A 16,714-nucleotide genomic window follows, 5' to 3' on the forward strand; every position below is an offset into this window, starting at 1 on the left:
GGCTCGCATGGCCAGCCCATCGACGCCACCTTCCAGCTGGAACCATTCGACGTGGACCTGGGAGCCGCCGGAGTTGCCGGCGCCGCCCGGGGTGACGGCCTTCCAGCGCGTGTGGCGGACCTTCATGCTGGCGCGCCTGGGGATCGCCGTGGCGCTGCTCGCCTTGCTCGGCGGCATGATGGTCCTGGGACTGGTGCCGCTGGACTACTGGCAACTGAGCCTGTGCGCGGTCTACCTGGGCGGGGTCCTCGCCGTCCGCGTGCTGACGCGCCCGGCGCCGCGCGGCCGCAGCTTCGATCCGCAGTGGGTCTCCACGATCGGCGTGGACCTGCTGACGTTCTCCACCCTGCACTTCCTGCAGACCGCCGGCCTCAACTTCACCCCGCTGTTCGCGCTGCCGGTGCTCACGGCCTCCGTGCTGGGTTCGACGCTGCTGGCTTTGGGCACCGCTGCCAGCGTCGCCTTGCTGCTGCTCGTGGATGCCTGGTTGCAGGCACTGCACCTGGCCGAGTTCGCACCGCGCCTGGCGCAGGCCGGGCTTGCGGGCGGCGGCTACTTCCTCATCGCCCTGCTCGCCAACCAGCTGGCCATGCGGCTCGAGCGCGAGGAGAACGCGGCTCGCCGCAGCCTGTCCGCCGCGCGAACGCAGACGCACGTGAACCAGGTGGTGATCGAATCGCTCAGCGACGGCCTGCTGGTGGTCGGAGAGGACTGGCGCATCCACGCCGCGAACCCCTCCGCGCGCGACTTGCTGGGCTGGGAGGCACGCGAAGCGCCGGCGTCGCTGGCGCTCGTCTCCCGCCCCGGATGGAAACCCCTGGCCGCGCTTGCGCAGCGCACCTTCGATACCGGGAGTGCGCAAAGCGCGGAGCTGGCCCTGGACCTTGCGGCCGGCGAGCGGCTGCACCTGCGCGTGCGAACCCAGCTCACACCGCCGCAGGATCCCTACAGCGAGACGCTGTGCGTGATCTTCCTGCAGGACCTGCGCGAGGCGGAGGCGCGCCTGCGCACCGAGAAACTCGCCGCCATGGGGCGCATGTCCGCCGCGGTGGCGCACGAGATCCGCAATCCGCTGGCCGCCATCGCCCAGGCCAATGGCCTGCTCGCCGAAGAGCTGTCGGATCCCGGGCAGCAGCAGCTCGCCACGCTGGTGGGCAAGAACACGCAGCGGCTGACGCAGATCGTCGATGAGATCCTGAACCTGGTGCGCGTGCAGGCCCCCAGCACGGACTGGCTGGAACTGGACCAGGTCGTGCAGGCGCAGGTCGGCGAATGGCAGCGGCATGCCGCGGGCGGCGACCGCGTGCGGATGCATCTGGCCTCCAGTCCTGCCTGGGCGGCGTTCGACGGCGAGCACCTGCGCCGCATTCTGGTCAACCTGCTGGACAACGCGCTGCGCTATGCGTCTCCCGCACCGGGCGCCATCCTCGTGGCCACCGACCTGCATGCCGCCGAAGCGCGCCTGCACGTGTGGAGCAATGGCGGCCCGCTCGATCCCGGCGTGCAGCGCCACCTGTTCGAACCCTTCTTTTCGTCGGAGAGCCGCTCCAGCGGCCTGGGCTTGTACATCTGCCGCGAGTTGTGCGACCGCCACGGTGCGCGCATTGCCTACGCGCGCGAACAGGCGCCGGATGGCAGTTCCCGAGAGGGAAACAGCTTCAGCGTGACATTCCGCACGCGCACGACAGTTGCGCCGGATGGCGCTCCCTTTGCCACAATACGCGCCTGATGCCGCAAGCCGCGTCCCCTGCCCACATCCTCGTCGTCGACGACGAACCCGACCTCCGCACGCTCTACGAGCTGACCTTGCTGCGCGAGGGCTACCGGGTCGACGCAGCGGCCACGCTGGCCGAGGCGGTCCAGATGCTGGAGCGGCAACGCTTCGACGCGGTGATCACCGACATGCGCCTGCCGGACGGCATGGGCCTCGAACTGCTGCAGAGGATGGTGGCCGAGCAACGCCCGGAGCGTTGCATCGTGATGACCGCCTATGGGTCCACCGAAAACGCCGTGGACGCGCTCAAGGCCGGGGCCTTCGACTACCTGACGAAACCGGTGGACCTGAAGCAGTTCCGCAACGTCGTCGCGTCCGCCATCCTCGAAACCGTCCCGGCCGATCGCGCGCGCGCCGGCCCCGCGGGCCGCCCCGGCGGGGGCAACGGCGAGCGTGCCGGCACCGGCGGCCCCGCAGCACTGCAGCGCCTGGTGGGCGATTCCGCCGCCATGCGCGCCGTCAAGGAGCGGATCGGGAAGGTCGCGCGCAGCATGGCGCCGGTGCTGGTGCGCGGCGAATCGGGAACCGGCAAGGAACTGGTGGCCCGCGCCATCCACGCCTGCAGCCATCGCAGCAACGGCCCCTTCATCGCCGTGAACTGCAGCGCGATTCCCGAGACGCTGTTGGAGGCGGAGTTCTTCGGCGCCAAGAAGGGCTCCTACACCGGCGCGAGCGCGGACCGCGAAGGCTATTTCCAGGCGGCGCGCGGCGGCACGCTGTTCCTGGACGAAATCGGCGACCTGCCACTGGCCATGCAATCCAAGTTGCTGCGCGCGATCCAGGAACGCCAGGTGCGTGCGCTCGGGTCGACGCAGGAGGACACCGTGGACGTGCGGATCGTGAGCGCCACCCACCGCGACCTCGCCACCGACGTTCAGGGCGGCCGTTTCCGCCAGGACCTGTTCTACCGGCTGAACGTGATCGAGATCGTGGTGCCGCCGCTGCGCGAGCGCCGCGAAGACCTGCCCGCGCTGTGCGAAGCTCTGCTCGCGCGCATCGCCCAGGACTCGGGCATGACGCCGCCCAAGCTGACCGCCGAATTGCTGGCACAGCTGCAATTGCATCCGCTCCCGGGCAACGTGCGCGAACTGGAGAACCTGCTGCACCGCGCGCTCGCCCTGTTCGACGGCGCCCAGCTGCAGGTGGACCTGGCCCCCATTCCTCCAAGCGCCCCCTCCGCACCGGAACCCGTCGCCGCGGCGGCGGCTGCCTCCGCGCCGGTCGGCACGCCCAGCGACCTCCAGGCCTACCTGGACCAGCAGGAACGCGAGATCCTGGTGCGGACGCTGCGCGACACGAACTTCAACCGCACCGCGGCGGCGCAGCGGCTTGGCCTGAGCCTGCGCCAGATCCGGTACCGCATCGCGCGCCTGGCGATCGCCACCCCGGGCAGCGAGGAAGTCGATGACCCGGCGCCGGGCTGACCCGCCCGACCCGCTCTGGCAGCAGGGCTGGTACCGCTTCGCGCACCGCATCGCTTCGCCCAACTTCGGCCCTCGCCCGCAAAGCGCCAGCACCGACCTCATCGTCGTGCATTCCATCAGCCTGCCGCCGGGCGCGTACGGCGGCGACGAAGTGCCGCGCCTGTTCACCAACACGCTGGACTGGGACGCGCACCCGTACTTCCAGCAGATTCGCGGCATGCAGGTGTCGGCGCATTTCTTCATCCGCCGCGACGGCGCGCTGCTGCAGTTCGTGAGCTGCGACGACCGCGCCTGGCACGCCGGCGCGTCCAGCTACCGGGGCCGGGACAACTGCAACGACGACTCGATCGGCATCGAGCTCGAAGGACTCGAAGGCGAGTCTTTCGAGCTCGCCCAGTACGAGGCACTGGCGGCGGTGTGCGCCGCCATCGCGCAGCACTACCCGATCCGGCACATCGCCGGCCACGAGGACATCGCTCCGGCGCGCAAGAAGGACCCCGGAGCGGGCTTCGAATGGGCGTTGCTTCAGCGCGAACTCGGGTGGCCCGGCGAGTGGTTTCCCACCGCGCGTTGCTGATCCCCAACGCATCCATCCCGAAGCTGTTCATGTCCTGACCTGCCGGCCGCGAGATGCGGCGCGAGTCACAGGCGCTCCACACGGTTGTCCACAGGTGGTGCACTGCTTCGTCGGGGTCAACCACTACATGTAGTGCTTGATCGGGCTTTGCACACTAGATATAGTGCCCCGCACGACCTGGCTCGGAAATCCTTGCCCACGGTCAAAGAACAACTGCAGACGAGGAAATACACATGCAAGCTGCCTTGGGCTCCCCTTCCGCTCCCCTTGCCGGCGCCGTCGGCGCCACCCCGCTGGCCGCCTCCGTCCAGCCCGCCGCCAACGCGCTCGCCCACTACCAGATCATTCGCCGCAACGGCGCCGTCGTTCCGTTCGAGCCGGACAAGATCGCGGTCGCCATGATGAAGGCCTTCCTCGCCGTGCACGGCACGCAGGGCGCCGCATCGGCCAGCGTGCGCGAGACCGTGGACGTGCTGACGAAGGCGGTCGTGCGGGCGCTGGTGCGTTCCCGCCCGGGCGGCGGCACATTCCACATCGAGGACGTGCAGGACCAGGTGGAACTGGGCCTGATGCGCGGGGGCCACCACGACATCGCCCGCGCCTACGTTCTGTACCGCGACCGACGCGCGCAGGAACGCGCCAAGCAGGCGCAGCCGGAAGCGCCGGTCGCGCCGAAGTTCCACGTGCTCGACCGCGGCCAGCGCGTTCCGCTGGACACCGAGGGCCTGCGCTCGCTGATCCTCTCCTCCTGCGCCGGCCTCGGCGCCGACGTCCAGCCCGACCCGATCTACGCCGAGACGCAGCGCAACCTGTATGACGGTGTGCCGCTGGACGAGGTCTACAAGGCCTCCATCCTGGCCGCCCGCACCCTGATCGAGAAGGAGCCAGACTACACCTTCGTCACGGCCCGCCTGCTGCTGCACACGATCTTCAAGGAAGTCGTCGGCCAGGAAATCGCTCCGGCCGAGCGGGCCGCCGCCTATACCGACAACTTTCCCCTGTTCATCAAGAAGGGCGTCGACAACGAGCTGCTCGACGAGAAGCTGCTGCAGTACGACCTGAAGCGCCTGGGCGCCGCGCTGCAGGCCGACCGTGACCTGAAGTTCGATTACCTCGGCCTGCAGACGCTCTACGACCGCTATTTCCTGCATGTGCGCAAGACGCGCATCGAACTGCCGCAGGCCTTCTTCATGCGCGTGGCGATGGGCCTGGCGCTCAACGAAATCGATCGCGAAGCCCGCGCCATCGAGTTCTACGAAGTCCTGTCCAGCTTCGACTTCATGTCGTCCACGCCGACCCTGTTCAACGCCGGCAGCCTGCGCTCGCAGCTGTCCTCGTGCTACCTGACCACGGTGCCGGACGACCTGGATGGCATCTACGAGTCGATCAAGGAAAACGCGCTGCTGTCCAAGTTCGCCGGCGGCCTGGGCAACGACTGGACCCGCGTTCGGGCACTGGGCTCCCACATCAAGGGCACCAACGGCGAATCGCAGGGCGTCGTGCCGTTCCTGAAGGTGGTGAACGACACCGCCGTGGCGGTCAACCAGGGCGGCAAGCGCAAGGGCGCGGTCTGTGCCTACCTGGAAACCTGGCACCTGGACGTCGAGGAGTTCTTCGAGCTGCGCAAGAACACCGGCGACGACCGCCGCCGCACCCACGACATGAACACGGCCAACTGGATCCCGGACCTGTTCATGCGCCGGGTGATGGAAAAGGCCGAGTGGACGCTGTTCTCCCCGTCCAATGTCCCCGACCTGCACGACAAGTTCGGCACCGAGTTCGAGAAGGCCTACCTGGCCTATGAAGAGAAGGCCAGGCGCGGCGAGATCAAGCCGACCAAGACGGTCCAGGCGACCGACCTGTGGCGCAAGATGCTCTCGATGCTGTTCGAGACCGGCCACCCCTGGATCACCTTCAAGGACGCCTGCAACGTGCGCTCGCCGCAGCAGCACGCCGGCGTGGTGCACTCGTCCAACCTGTGCACGGAAATCACGCTGAACACCAGCGACACCGAGACCGCCGTCTGCAACCTGGGTTCCGTGAACCTGCTGCAGCACCTGAAGGACGGCAAGGTCGACCAGGACAAGCTCAAGCGCACCATCACGACGGCGATGCGCATGCTCGACAACGTGATCGACATCAACTACTACGCCGTCAAGAAGGCCCGTGATTCCAACATGCGGCATCGGCCGGTCGGCCTGGGCGTGATGGGCTTCCAGGATGCGCTGTACGAACTGCGCATCCCCTACGCGTCCAAGGAAGCGGTCCAGTTCGCCGACGAATCGATGGAAGCGGTTTGCTACCACGCCTACTGGGCTTCGACGGAACTCGCCCGCGAGCGCGGCAAGTACTCCAGCTACAAGGGCTCGCTGTGGGAAAAGGGCGTGCTGCCCCTGGACACGCTGAAGCTCCTGGCCGAGCAGCGCGGCGAGCAGTACGTGGACGTCGACCGGTCCGCGACCCTGGACTGGGACGCCCTGCGCAAGAAGATCGCCGCCGACGGCATGCGCAACAGCAACTGCGTCGCGATCGCTCCGACCGCGACGATCTCGAACATCATCGGCGTGGACGCCTCCATCGAGCCCTGCTTCGGCAACCTGTCGGTCAAGTCCAACCTGTCCGGCGAGTTCACCGTCATCAACCACTACCTGGTGCGCGACCTGAAACGCCTGGGCCTGTGGGACGACGTCATGGTCATGGACCTGAAGCACTTCGACGGATCGCTGCGGCCCATCGACCGCGTGCCGCAGGAAGTGAAGGCGCTCTACGCGACCGCATTCGAGGTGGAACCGGTGTGGCTGGTGGAGGCCGCGGCGCGCCGCCAGAAGTGGATCGACCAGGCCCAGTCGCTCAACATCTACATGGCGGGCGCCTCCGGCAAGAAACTGGACGAGACCTACAAGCTCGCCTGGCTGCGTGGCCTGAAGACGACCTACTACCTGCGCACCACCAGCGCGACGCAGGCCGAGAAGTCGACGGTGCAGTCGGGCCGGCTGAATGCGGTGACCAACGGCAACGGCGCGGGCGGCATGAGCGCGATGGACGCGGCGGCCGCCGCTGCGCGCGCGCAGATCGAGGCGGCGACGGCGCCCGGTGCGACGCCCGCGACCGACATCAAGTTCTGCGGCGTCGACGATCCGACGTGCGAAGCGTGCCAATAACTCGCGTCGATCACGCGAAGCACGAACGAAATGAAAGAGGTGTCGGCGTTCTCCGACAGAACGCCGATGCAATCAAGCAACAAAATGCGACCCGGATGTGAATGGACACTTTGAATTCCACATCGGGGCTCACATAATCCGAGCACTGGAACACCTATGTTGACCTGGGACGACGAAGTCACGCCCACACCGTCAAAGTCCGTGAGCAGCGGTTTACCCACCAACCGCGAGGCGATGCATTCACCGCTCACGCAGCCCGCTTCCATTTCCCAACCCGCGCTGCGCACCCTGGACGATGGAGCGATCGCTCCGATCGCCACGCAGCCGTCGCGCACCGCCACGACCTCCGCGATGCCCGCCAGCACGCGCCGCGTGAGCGCCGCCGACAAGCGCATCATCAACGGCCAGACCGACGTCAACCAGCTCGTCCCCTTCAAATACAAGTGGGCTTGGGAGAAGTATCTGGCGACCTGCGCCAACCACTGGATGCCGCAGGAAATCAACATGAACCGCGACATCGCCCTGTGGAAGGACCCGAACGGCCTGACCGAGGACGAGCGCCGCATCATCAAGCGGAACCTCGGTTTCTTCGTCACTGCCGACTCGCTGGCGGCCAACAACATCGTGCTAGGCACCTACCGTCACGTCACGGCACCCGAAGCCCGCCAGTTCCTGCTGCGCCAGGCCTTCGAGGAAGCGATCCACACCCACGCCTACCAGTACATCGTGGAGTCCCTCGGCCTGGACGAGTCCGAGATCTTCAACGCGTACCACGAGGTGCAGTCGATCCGCGACAAGGACGAGTTCCTGATCCCGTTCATCGACGCGATCATGGATCCCAACTTCCATACCGGCACGCCGGAATCCGACCAGACGCTGCTGAAGAGCCTGATCGTTTTCGCCTGCCTGATGGAAGGCATGTTCTTCTATGTCGGTTTTACCCAGATCCTGGCAATGGGCCGGCAGAACAAGATGACCGGCGCCGCCGAGCAGTACCAGTACATCCTGCGCGACGAGTCGATGCATTGCAACTTCGGCATCGACCTCATCAACACCATCAAGCTGGAGAACCCGCACCTCTGGACCGCCGACTTCAAGGCGGAGATCAAGGGCCTGTTCCACAAAGCTGTCGAACTCGAGTACCGCTACGCCGAGGACACCATGCCGCGCGGCGTGCTGGGCCTCAATGCGTCCATGTTCAAGGGCTACCTGCGCTACATCGCCAACCGGCGCGCCACGCAGATCGGCCTGGAAGCGCTTTTCCCGAACGAGGAAAACCCCTTCCCGTGGATGAGCGAAATGATTGACCTGAAGAAAGAGCGCAATTTCTTCGAGACCCGCGTGATCGAATACCAGACGGGTGGAGCTCTTTCCTGGGATTGACGGCAACTGCAAGGTAGTTTGGGTTTGTCGCCCGCACGCACCACGGCACGAAGAGGCCGGGGCGTGGCGGGCGCAGGTGTTCGTGAGGCTGGGCGTCAGGCCCAACCGCACGGATCGCTTCGCGCCACCAACAACGCGTGGAGTGCTCTTTGGTTGATGTTTGAATCAACTTGAACAGGAGATAGAAATGGCAACTGCGAAGAAATCGGCCGCGAAGAAGGCCACGGCCCGTAAGTCGACTGCGAAGAAGGCGCCGGCGAAGAAGGCCGCTGCGAAGCGTCCGGCAGCCAAGAAGGCCGCTGCGAAGCGTCCGGCGGCCAAGAAGGCCGCTGCGAAGCGTCCGGCTGCCAAGAAGGCTGCCGCGAAGCGTCCGGCGGCGAAGAAGGCCGCTGCGAAGCGTCCGGCTGCCAAGAAGAGCGCGGCGAAGAAGACCACGGCCAAGAAGTCGGCCGCGAAGAAGAGCACCGCGCGCAAGGCGACTGCGAAGAAGAGCACGGCCAAGAAGGCGGCGAAGAAGTCCTCCGGCGGCGCGAAAAAGGCTGCGAAAGCGCCTGCTGCGAAAAAGGCTGCGAAGGCGCCTGCTGCCAAACCGGCTGCAGCAGCGTCTGCTGCCCCGGCACCCGCGGCTCAGACCACTCTGAACCCGCAGGCCGCCTGGCCTTTTCCGACTGCTGCCAAGCCCTGAGGCAGTTCACGGGAACAACGCTCCGCGTTGTTCCCGTGGGTTCCTGGCACGATCCGACCCGCGGCACCCGCCGCGGGTTTTTTCTTGGGCGCGCCACTGACCTCTTGCCGGGAGGACCGCCGGCATCCGGTTGCGCATCGCGCGGCTAAGCTCATGCCATGCAAGGTGATCTGTTCGGCGGGGAGGCCAGCGCGGCCATGGCACTGCCCGATGGCATGCGGTTCGACGAGGCCTTCCTTTCTCCCGAAGAGGAGGCACGGCTGATCGCCATCATCGAACGCCTGCCGCTGGCGAACATGAAGTACCAGCAGTTCACCGCGCTGCGGCGGGTGGTGAGTTACGGCGGCCAGTACGACTTCAGCGCCCAGCGGCTGAAGGCGGCCGCGCCGCTGCCGGCGTGGCTGGATCCGGTGCGGCAACGCGCAGGCGCCTGGGCCGGCATCGCGCCCGAGCGGTTCTCGCAGGCCCTGGTGGCCGAGTACCAGCCGGGCACCCCGCTGGGATGGCACCGCGACGTGCCCGACTTCGAAGACATCGTCGGGATCTCGCTGTTGGGCGACGCCGTGATGCGCTTTCGCACCTATCCGCCGGATGCGCCCAGGAAATCCGACGTTTTTCGCGTGCGCCTGCCGCCCCGCTCCATCTATCTGCTGCGCGGCGCCGCGCGCTGGGGCTGGCAGCACAGTGTCGCGCCGACCAGGCAACTGCGCTACTCCGTCACACTGCGTACGCCCCGTGAGCGCTAACGCTGCTCGGCCGCGAGTTCGATGCGCCGGCGCAGCCGCGCAGCCTCTTCGGTCGCCCCGGCCTTCTCGGCGCGCATCGCTTGTGCGCCCAACCAGGCCAGCACGGCACGCCGCCAGCCCTGCTCGGATGCGGTGTCGGTGGCGAGTTGCAGCACTTCGGGGTCGGCCTTCTCCATGCGCAACAGGACCCCCGACGCGATCAGCCGTGGCACCGGGTCCTTGATCTTCTTCAGCGCCGCGGCGCCGCCCTCGCCTCCCGCGATCCCGCGGTAGTCCTCGGGCAGCAGCTTCGCCTGTTCCGCGGTCGCCTTGCCTTCCAGGAAATCGGCGTAGGCACGCTCCGCATCCGGCGCATCGCGGCGCAGGACTTCGAAGCCGGTGCAGGGGGAGAGGTCGAGGCTGGCGACCTGCACCGCACAGCGCGTGAGTTCCGCGCGCGCCACGAGGCCAGGCTGCGCTGTGCTCGCCACTTCGCTGCGGAAGCGGGTGAACTCCGAGGCCGCCACGCGGTCGTTGCCGGACAGGTAAGCGCGCTCGAAGCGATCCTGCGCGCCGTCGGCGTTCACCAGCCAGTCGGGTTGCCGCGGCTTGCTGCCGCAGGCGGCCAGCAGCACGGCGATGACGATGGGCAGCAAGGTCTTCACGGCAACTCGATCTTCCGGTCTTTTGCAAACGGCCACTTGCGGTTGAGGTCGTTGATCAGGTCCTCGATCTTGCGCAGGTTGGCCTCGACGTCGCCGCGCAGGCTGCCGAGGTCCTGGGTCGCCTTGTTGACGTTGCCGGCAATGCCCTGCGCATCCTTGAGCACCGCGTCGAGGCGTTGCAGGCTGCCACGCGCGTCGGTCAGCAGCGTGTTCAGCTGGCGGATGGTCCCCTGGGCGTCGTCGGCGAGACCGTTGCGGCCGAACACGCGGCTGTCCGCGTGCGCGACGAAGGTGTCCACCCTCGCCATCGCCGCGTCGGCGCGCTCCACCGCCTGCAGCAACTTGCGCGCATCCTGCTCATTGCCGAAGATCGCGCGCAGCGCGCCCTGCCGGCTTTGCAGCTTCTCGGTAAAGACCTGCAGGTTGGCCATCGAGCGGTTCAGCTCCGAGTTCTGCGCCGTGAACTGGTTCAGGTTGTCCAGCACGTCCTTGGTGGCCCCGATCACGCGGCCGACTTCTTCGTTGAAGTCGCCCCGCAGCACCGGTCGTTCCGCGCCGTCCTCCAGCGCCGGATCGGTCAGCACGCCGGTGTACGCGCGCAGCTGCGCAGGGCCGAAGATCGGCTTGATCAGCGTGAAGACGCTGGAGGTGCGCAGCCACTTGGCATCCTTTTCGATCACGTCGATGTCGATGCGCACGTTGCCTTTCTCCCCCAGCGACACCTTCTTGACGGTGCCGATGGGGAAGCCGGAAAAGGTGAGGTCCATCCCGGCAACGACGCCCTCGGCGTTGTCCGCGAGCAGCACCAGGTGCTGCTTGGGATCGAAGTAGCCGCGCGCCCGCATCACGAACAGCCCCGAGGCGACGACCAGGGCCACGGTGAACGCCAGCAGCAGGACCGCCTTGAGCTCGAGGTTGCGCACCGGCACGTGCTTGGCGGTCGGCTCGGATTTCTGGACCGGCGTCTCCGGCTGCGGAGGCGCCGTGGGGTGGGGCGGGGGTGTGTTCTTCGGTTGGTCGGCCATGGTCAGATGTAGTTCCCCACCAGGGAAAGCGCTTCCAGGATCAGCAGCACGCCGAACATGCGGACCAGGCCCTGCAGCGCGGCACTCTCGCGTGAACCGTCGTCCTCGATGTTGTTCAGGCCCGAGGCCATGGGGATCACCGACACGGCGATCGCGAAGAACAGGGTCTTGAGCGCGAAGATCACGGTGAACAGCGGGTCGAACACGCGTCCCGTCATGTGCGTATAGGCCTCCATGCCGGCGCTGGTGAAGCCGTACACCGCGAGGTAGGCCAGCACGCCGGCGACCACGCAGCTCAGCGCCGCGAGCGTGATGCAGGAGAAGATGCCGGCGATCAGCCGCGGCAGCACCTCCACGGCAATCGGGTCCAGCCGGCGGCGGCGCAGCGTCCGGAAGTGGCCGATGCGCCGCATCTCCACCAGCGCGGCGCCGCTCGGGATGGTGCAGCGCAAGGCGACGAACAGCGCGGCGGTGAGCGGGATGAGCTCCACCACCAGCACGCGGATCACCATCTCCAGCGCGTATTGCGAAAGGCCGTAGCTGGACGACGTGACGATCACGATGCGGGTGATGATCATCGTGAACAGCGCGATCAGCACCGTGAACCAGCCCAGGATCGGCGCGGTGTCGATGTAGACGTGGCGCGCCAGGTTGTGGCGCGTCTCGGGCCCGTAGCTGCCCGGTGAAAAGGCACGCACCACCATCACCGACCCGAAGAAGGTGATTCGCGCCCAGGCGGCCGCCCAGCGCACCGGCGCCATGCTGGTGTGGCTGACCCGGCGGTACCACGTCGACAGGTGCGTCATGGGGCGATGGTAATGGTGTGGCTGGGGCACGGCCGTAAGGGAGCGCCTACAGTTGAGCCTGCCAGTGTTGCGGCGCGCAATGGAAAGGATGCAGGCCATGAGCGGGTTCGATTGCGACTTCTTCGTCGTCGGCGGGGGTAGCGGCGGCGTGCGGGCTGCCCGCATGGCCGCGCAGCGCGGCGCCCGGGTGGTGCTGGCCGAGGCGGCCGCCCTCGGCGGCACCTGCGTCAATGTCGGCTGCATCCCGAAAAAGCTTTACAGCCAGGCGGCCCACTTTGCCCAGGACTTCGCCGATGCGGCGGGGTTCGGATGGGACGTGTCGCCGCCCCGCTTCGACTGGCAGCGCCTGAAGCAGAACCGGGCCCAGGAGATCCGGCGCCTCAATGGCGTCTACGAGCACCTGCTGCGCACGGCGGGCGTGGAACTGCTGCGTGGCTGGGCGACCCTGTGCGATGCGCACACCGTGCAGGTCGCGAGCGCGGACGGCGCGCGGCGCTGGCGCGCCCGCCACATCCTGCTGGCCACGGGCGGAACCCCTTCGGTGCCGCATTTCCCCGGCCGAGAGCATGTACTCACCTCGGACAGCATGTTCGACCTCGAACCCTTCCCCCGCCGCCTGGTCGTGGTGGGCGGCGGCTACATCGCCTGCGAGTTCGCCTCCATCTTTCAAGGCCTGGGCGCACAGGTGGTCCAGCTCTACCGCGGCGAGCAGATCCTGCGCGGCTTCGACGAGGAAGTGCGCGGCTTCCTCGCCGGGGAAATGCGCAAGCACGGTGTCGACCTCCGGCTTCGCGCCGACGTGGCGCAGGTCCGCCGCGACGCGGACGGCCGCCTCGCCGTGGCGCTCACGAACGGCGAGACATTGGCGGCCGACACCGTGCTGTACGCCACGGGCCGGGTTCCCAATGTCGCGGGACTGGGGCTGGAAGCGGCCGGCGTGGCGCGCTCGCCCCACGGCGGCATCGTCGTCGACGACCAGTACCGAACTTCCGCGCCCTCGGTGCTGGCGGTCGGCGACGTCACCGCGCGCATCCAGCTGACGCCGGTGGCCCTGGCCGAAGCCATGGTGGTGGTGGACCAGTTGTTCGGCGACGGCGCCCGCCGCATGGACTACGGCTGCATCCCGACGGCCGTCTTCACGCATCCCAACGTGGCAACGGTGGGCCTGACGGAACAACAGGCGCGCGAGCGGCATGGCGCCGTGCGCGTGTTCCGCACCGACTTCCTTCCGCTCAGGAACACCCTGGGCGGCGCCAGCGGGCGCGTGCTGATGAAGCTGTTGGTCGATGCCGCCAGCGACCGCGTGGTGGGCCTGCACGTGGTCGGGCCGGATGCCGGCGAAATCGTGCAGGGCTTTGCCGTCGCCATGAAAGCGGGAGCGACCAAGGCCGAGTTCGACTCCACCATCGGCATCCATCCGACGGCCGCGGAAGAGCTGGTGACGATGCGCGAACCGGCCTCGAAGCAGGCCTGATTTCCCTCGACACGGCCGGCGTGAGAACTTCACGCAGGTGAAGGAAAGTCGGAATTGACCTACAGGCTTTACATCGCCTTTGCATCCCTTTCAGCTGTCTCAGGCGTTCAATACCGCATGAACGCACTCCTCAGCGATGCCGGCGGCCGGGGCTCCCGTCGGTGGACGCATCGTCTGGCGGCCCTGGCATTCGTCTGGGGTGGGAGCGCGTTCGCGCAGGAGGTCGTCGTGGTTCCCACGGCCCACCTGCACCATGCGGAAGGCTCCGTCGCCTATGCGCCTCCCGGGGACAAGGAATGGCACGACGTGCAGCCGCGCCGCCTGCTCAAGCGCGGCGACCGCCTCTGGACCGACCGAGGCTCGCGTGCCGAAGTGCAGGCAGGGGGCCACGCCGTCCGCCTCAACGGCGAAACGCAGCTGGTCCTGGAAAACGTCTCCGAAACCGCCACCCAGCTGAGCCTGACCCAAGGCAGCATCGCCGCCACCGTCACCGGCATGAACCCCGGTGACAGCTTCGAGGTCGGCACCCCCAACCTGGCTTTCCGCGCGCGCCAGGTCGGCGATTACCGGATCGATGTCGACAGCAAGCAGGGCGTGACCCGCGTGGTGGTGCTCTCCGGCTCCGGCGTGGTCTACGGCGAAAAAGGCGAGGCCGTCGAGGTGCGCAATGGCCAGCGCATCACCTTCCGGGAGCGCCGTCTCGCCCGGGTGCAATCCGCCGCCTTCGCCGCCACCGATGATTTCGACAAGTGGGTGGGCGCGCGCCGGCGGGGCGAACCCACCGTGACCATGCCCGCCGTCGCGGCTGCAGGTCCTGCCGCCGTGCCGGCGCCCGCGACCACGGGCCTGGTCAACAAGGGACGCGACATCGTCATTTCCGGCCCGGCGTCCTCCCTCCCCGGGTCCAAGTCGGCGACCGCGTCCACGCAGCAAGCCGCCGCGCCGAAGGCGCAGCCGATTCCGCCAGCCAGCGCAGTCGCTCCCGCAGCCCTGCCCCCCTTGGGCAAGGCCCAGGCGATTCCCAATGTCACCATGACGCCGGCCGCGCCTCCCGCCGTTCCCCTGCGGGTCGCGGTGCCGGGCGCGACCACGACGGCGCAAGTGCAGCCGCAGGCGCCGGCGGACGCACGAACCAGGGCCGATGCCGACGCTCGCGCGAGAGCCGATGCCGAGACCGAGGCACGTATCAAGGCGCAGGCGCAAGCCGATGCCCGGGCAAAGGCGGAGGCGGACGCACGGCTCAAGGCGCAGGCGCAGGCGAAAGCCGATGCGGATGCCCGTGCAATAGCCCAGGCGCAGGCTGACGCACGCTCCAAGGCGGAAGCCGACGCCCGGGCGAAGGCGGAGGCCGATGCATGGCTCAAGGCGCAAGCAAAAGCCGACGCCGACGCCCGGGCCAAAGTCCAGGCGCAGGCCGATGCACGCGCAAAAGCGGAAGCCGACGCCCGCGCGAAGGCAGAGGCGGAGACACGCCTCAAGGCGCAAGCGAAAGCCGACGCCGACGCCCGTGCGATGGCGCAGGCGCAGGCCGACGCGCGTGTCAAGGCGGAAGCCGACAACCGCGCCAAGGCGGACGCGGACGCACGTCTGAAGACGCAGGCGAAGGCCGACGCCGACGCGCGCGCCAAGGTCCAGGCGCAGGCCGACGCACGCGCCAGGGCCGAAGCCGATGCGCGTGCGAAGACCGAGGCCGATGTCCGTGCGAAAGCGCAGGAGTCGGCCGACGCCCGCGCCAGGATGGAAGCGGAAGCCCGGCTCAAGGCACAGGTGAAGGCCGAAGCGCAGGCCCGTTCGAGGGCGCAGGCGCAGGCCGATGCCCGCGCCAAGGCCGACGCCGAAGCCCGCGCCAAGGTCCAGGCACAGGCCGAAGCCCGAGCCAGGGCGGCGGAAGCGGAAGCCCTGGCCAAGGCACGCGCGAAGGCCGACGTGGAAGCCCGCGCCAAGGCGGATGCCGCCAGGGCCCAGGCGGCACGCGAGCAGCAGGAACGCCAGCGCGTCGCCCAGCACCGCGCCGAAGAGGAACGCCGCGCGGCCGCCGCGCGGGCGGAAAGCGAACGCCGCGTCGCCGCGGCCGAAGCGCGGCGCAACGAAGAAGAACGACGGCACGCCCAGGCCAGGCGGGATCAGGAACAGAAGCGCGTCGCCGCCAGGCGTGCCGAGGACGATCGCAAACACGCCCAGGTGGGCAAGCGCGAACAGGAACAGAAACGGGTGGCCGCCGCAAAGCGCGCCCAGGACGAACGTCGCCAGGCGCAAGAGGCCAAGCGGGCCGCCGAAGACGAGCGCCGCCTGCAGGCGAAGCGGGCCGCCGAGGAAAAGCGGCTGGCCGCCGCCAAGGCCGATGCCCAGAAGATCGCCGAAGGCCGCCGACTCCAGCTGGTGCGCCTGCAGGAACAGGCGCAGCGCGAGGAGGTGTCCGTCCAGTCACGCCGCGAACAGCAGGCGCGCCGGGCGGAGGAAGATCGACGCGAGGAAGCGGCGCGCCGGGAGGACGCGACCCGCCGGGACGACCAGGCGCGGCGCGAGGAACTGGCCCGCCGTGAAGAACAGGTCCGGCGTGAGGAACAGGCGCGCCGGGAGCATGAGCGGCGCGAGCAGGAAGTGTGGCTGCGGCAGCAGCAGTACCAGTCGCAGCAGCCGGCGCGCCCGGCGCCGATGGGCGTGCCGGCGCGGCGCGTCAGTTGACGCGGCGGGTGTAGGTGCGGGTCACGGCCGCCGGCTTGTCTTCTTCGGGCGGCAGGTAGATCGTGGTGCGGTCGATCTTGGCGTCGAAGGCGGCGATCTCGGCGGTCGCGCAACGGATCACCGGGCGATCGAGCGGGTGGCACTGGCGCTGGCTCAGTTTGGTCAGTTCCTCCGACCGTTCCACGTGGGCGCGGACTTGGGCCGGATCGACCATCAGGGCAAAGGGATTGGCGGCCAACGCTGTCGTCATTTTCTTGGGCTCCTTGCTTTCGTTCGCTCTTGGCGACGTCGTTCTGGATGACGCAAACTGTCGGTCCTGCACGCAAGAGG

General features: G+C 68.2%; 13 protein-coding genes. 9 read left to right on the forward strand and 4 right to left on the reverse strand.

Annotation, left to right across the window (positions count from 1 at the left end; translation table 11 throughout):
- Positions 1-7 precede the first annotated feature (7 nt).
- From AC1DSA_RS02430 to AC1DSA_RS02460, 7 genes are all read left to right on the forward strand, one after another.
- Positions 8-1,729 (forward strand): sensor histidine kinase, encoded by a 1,722-nt coding sequence (locus AC1DSA_RS02430; RefSeq protein WP_477885674.1) that lies wholly within the window; start codon positions 8-10, stop codon positions 1,727-1,729.
- Entirely contained in the window at positions 1,729-3,198 is a 1,470-nt protein-coding gene (locus AC1DSA_RS02435; protein WP_477885676.1) for a sigma-54-dependent transcriptional regulator, read from the forward strand. Before AC1DSA_RS02430 ends, AC1DSA_RS02435 begins: the two co-directional genes overlap by 1 nt.
- Positions 3,179-3,775: a 1,6-anhydro-N-acetylmuramyl-L-alanine amidase AmpD gene (gene ampD, locus AC1DSA_RS02440; RefSeq protein WP_477885678.1), complete on the forward strand. Its 597-nt coding sequence runs from the start codon at positions 3,179-3,181 to the stop codon at positions 3,773-3,775. The genes AC1DSA_RS02435 and ampD overlap by 20 nt, the downstream gene beginning before the upstream one ends.
- 233 nt (positions 3,776-4,008) lie before the next feature.
- Complete coding sequence (locus tag AC1DSA_RS02445; RefSeq protein ID WP_477885680.1) at positions 4,009-6,936, forward strand: ribonucleoside-diphosphate reductase subunit alpha; 2,928 nt, start codon at positions 4,009-4,011, stop codon at positions 6,934-6,936.
- Positions 6,937-7,092: 156 nt separating this feature from the next.
- Positions 7,093-8,319: a ribonucleotide-diphosphate reductase subunit beta gene (locus AC1DSA_RS02450; RefSeq protein WP_477885682.1), complete on the forward strand. Its 1,227-nt coding sequence runs from the start codon at positions 7,093-7,095 to the stop codon at positions 8,317-8,319.
- A gap of 187 nt (positions 8,320-8,506) precedes the next feature.
- Positions 8,507-9,004 carry a histone H1-like DNA-binding protein gene (locus AC1DSA_RS02455; protein WP_477885684.1) on the forward strand — a complete coding sequence of 166 codons (498 nt, stop codon included), beginning with the start codon at positions 8,507-8,509 and terminating at the stop codon, positions 9,002-9,004.
- A 158-nt stretch (positions 9,005-9,162) separates the two neighbouring features.
- Positions 9,163-9,750, forward strand: coding sequence for an alpha-ketoglutarate-dependent dioxygenase AlkB (locus tag AC1DSA_RS02460; protein ID WP_477885686.1), 588 nt, complete (start codon positions 9,163-9,165; stop codon positions 9,748-9,750).
- On the opposite strand, the gene AC1DSA_RS02465 is transcribed toward AC1DSA_RS02460, so the two are convergent.
- From AC1DSA_RS02465 to AC1DSA_RS02475, 3 genes are read right to left on the reverse strand one after another with little or no spacing between them, the layout of a single operon-like run.
- Entirely contained in the window at positions 9,747-10,394 is a 648-nt protein-coding gene (locus AC1DSA_RS02465; protein ID WP_477885688.1) for a hypothetical protein, read from the reverse strand. The two genes, AC1DSA_RS02460 and AC1DSA_RS02465, sit on opposite strands and share 4 nt — an antisense overlap.
- The gene (locus AC1DSA_RS02470; protein WP_477885689.1) at positions 10,391-11,419 is read right to left on the reverse strand and encodes an MlaD family protein; all 1,029 of its coding nucleotides are present in this window, start codon (positions 11,417-11,419) and stop codon (positions 10,391-10,393) included. Before AC1DSA_RS02470 ends, AC1DSA_RS02465 begins: the two co-directional genes overlap by 4 nt.
- Positions 11,420-11,421: 2 nt before the next feature.
- Positions 11,422-12,225, reverse strand: a complete 804-nt coding sequence (locus tag AC1DSA_RS02475) for an MlaE family ABC transporter permease (RefSeq protein WP_477885691.1) — start codon at positions 12,223-12,225, stop codon at positions 11,422-11,424.
- 97 nt (positions 12,226-12,322) lie between these two features.
- On the opposite strand from AC1DSA_RS02475, the gene gorA reads away from it, so the two are divergent.
- Together gorA and AC1DSA_RS02485 are read left to right on the forward strand one after the other, a co-directional pair.
- On the forward strand, positions 12,323-13,699 hold the full coding sequence (gorA, locus tag AC1DSA_RS02480) for a glutathione-disulfide reductase (protein ID WP_477885693.1): 1,377 nt from the start codon (positions 12,323-12,325) through the stop codon (positions 13,697-13,699).
- Positions 13,700-13,816: 117 nt separating this feature from the next.
- On the forward strand, positions 13,817-16,384 hold the full coding sequence (locus tag AC1DSA_RS02485; protein ID WP_477885695.1) for a FecR family protein: 2,568 nt from the start codon (positions 13,817-13,819) through the stop codon (positions 16,382-16,384).
- On the opposite strand, the gene AC1DSA_RS02490 is transcribed toward AC1DSA_RS02485, so the two are convergent.
- The gene (locus tag AC1DSA_RS02490) at positions 16,377-16,634 is read right to left on the reverse strand and encodes a hypothetical protein (RefSeq protein ID WP_477885697.1); all 258 of its coding nucleotides are present in this window, start codon (positions 16,632-16,634) and stop codon (positions 16,377-16,379) included. The two genes, AC1DSA_RS02485 and AC1DSA_RS02490, sit on opposite strands and share 8 nt — an antisense overlap.
- Between the last annotated feature and the right edge of the window lie 80 nt (positions 16,635-16,714).

The sequence above is a fragment of the Ramlibacter sp. P4_H7 genome (assembly GCF_056400765.1).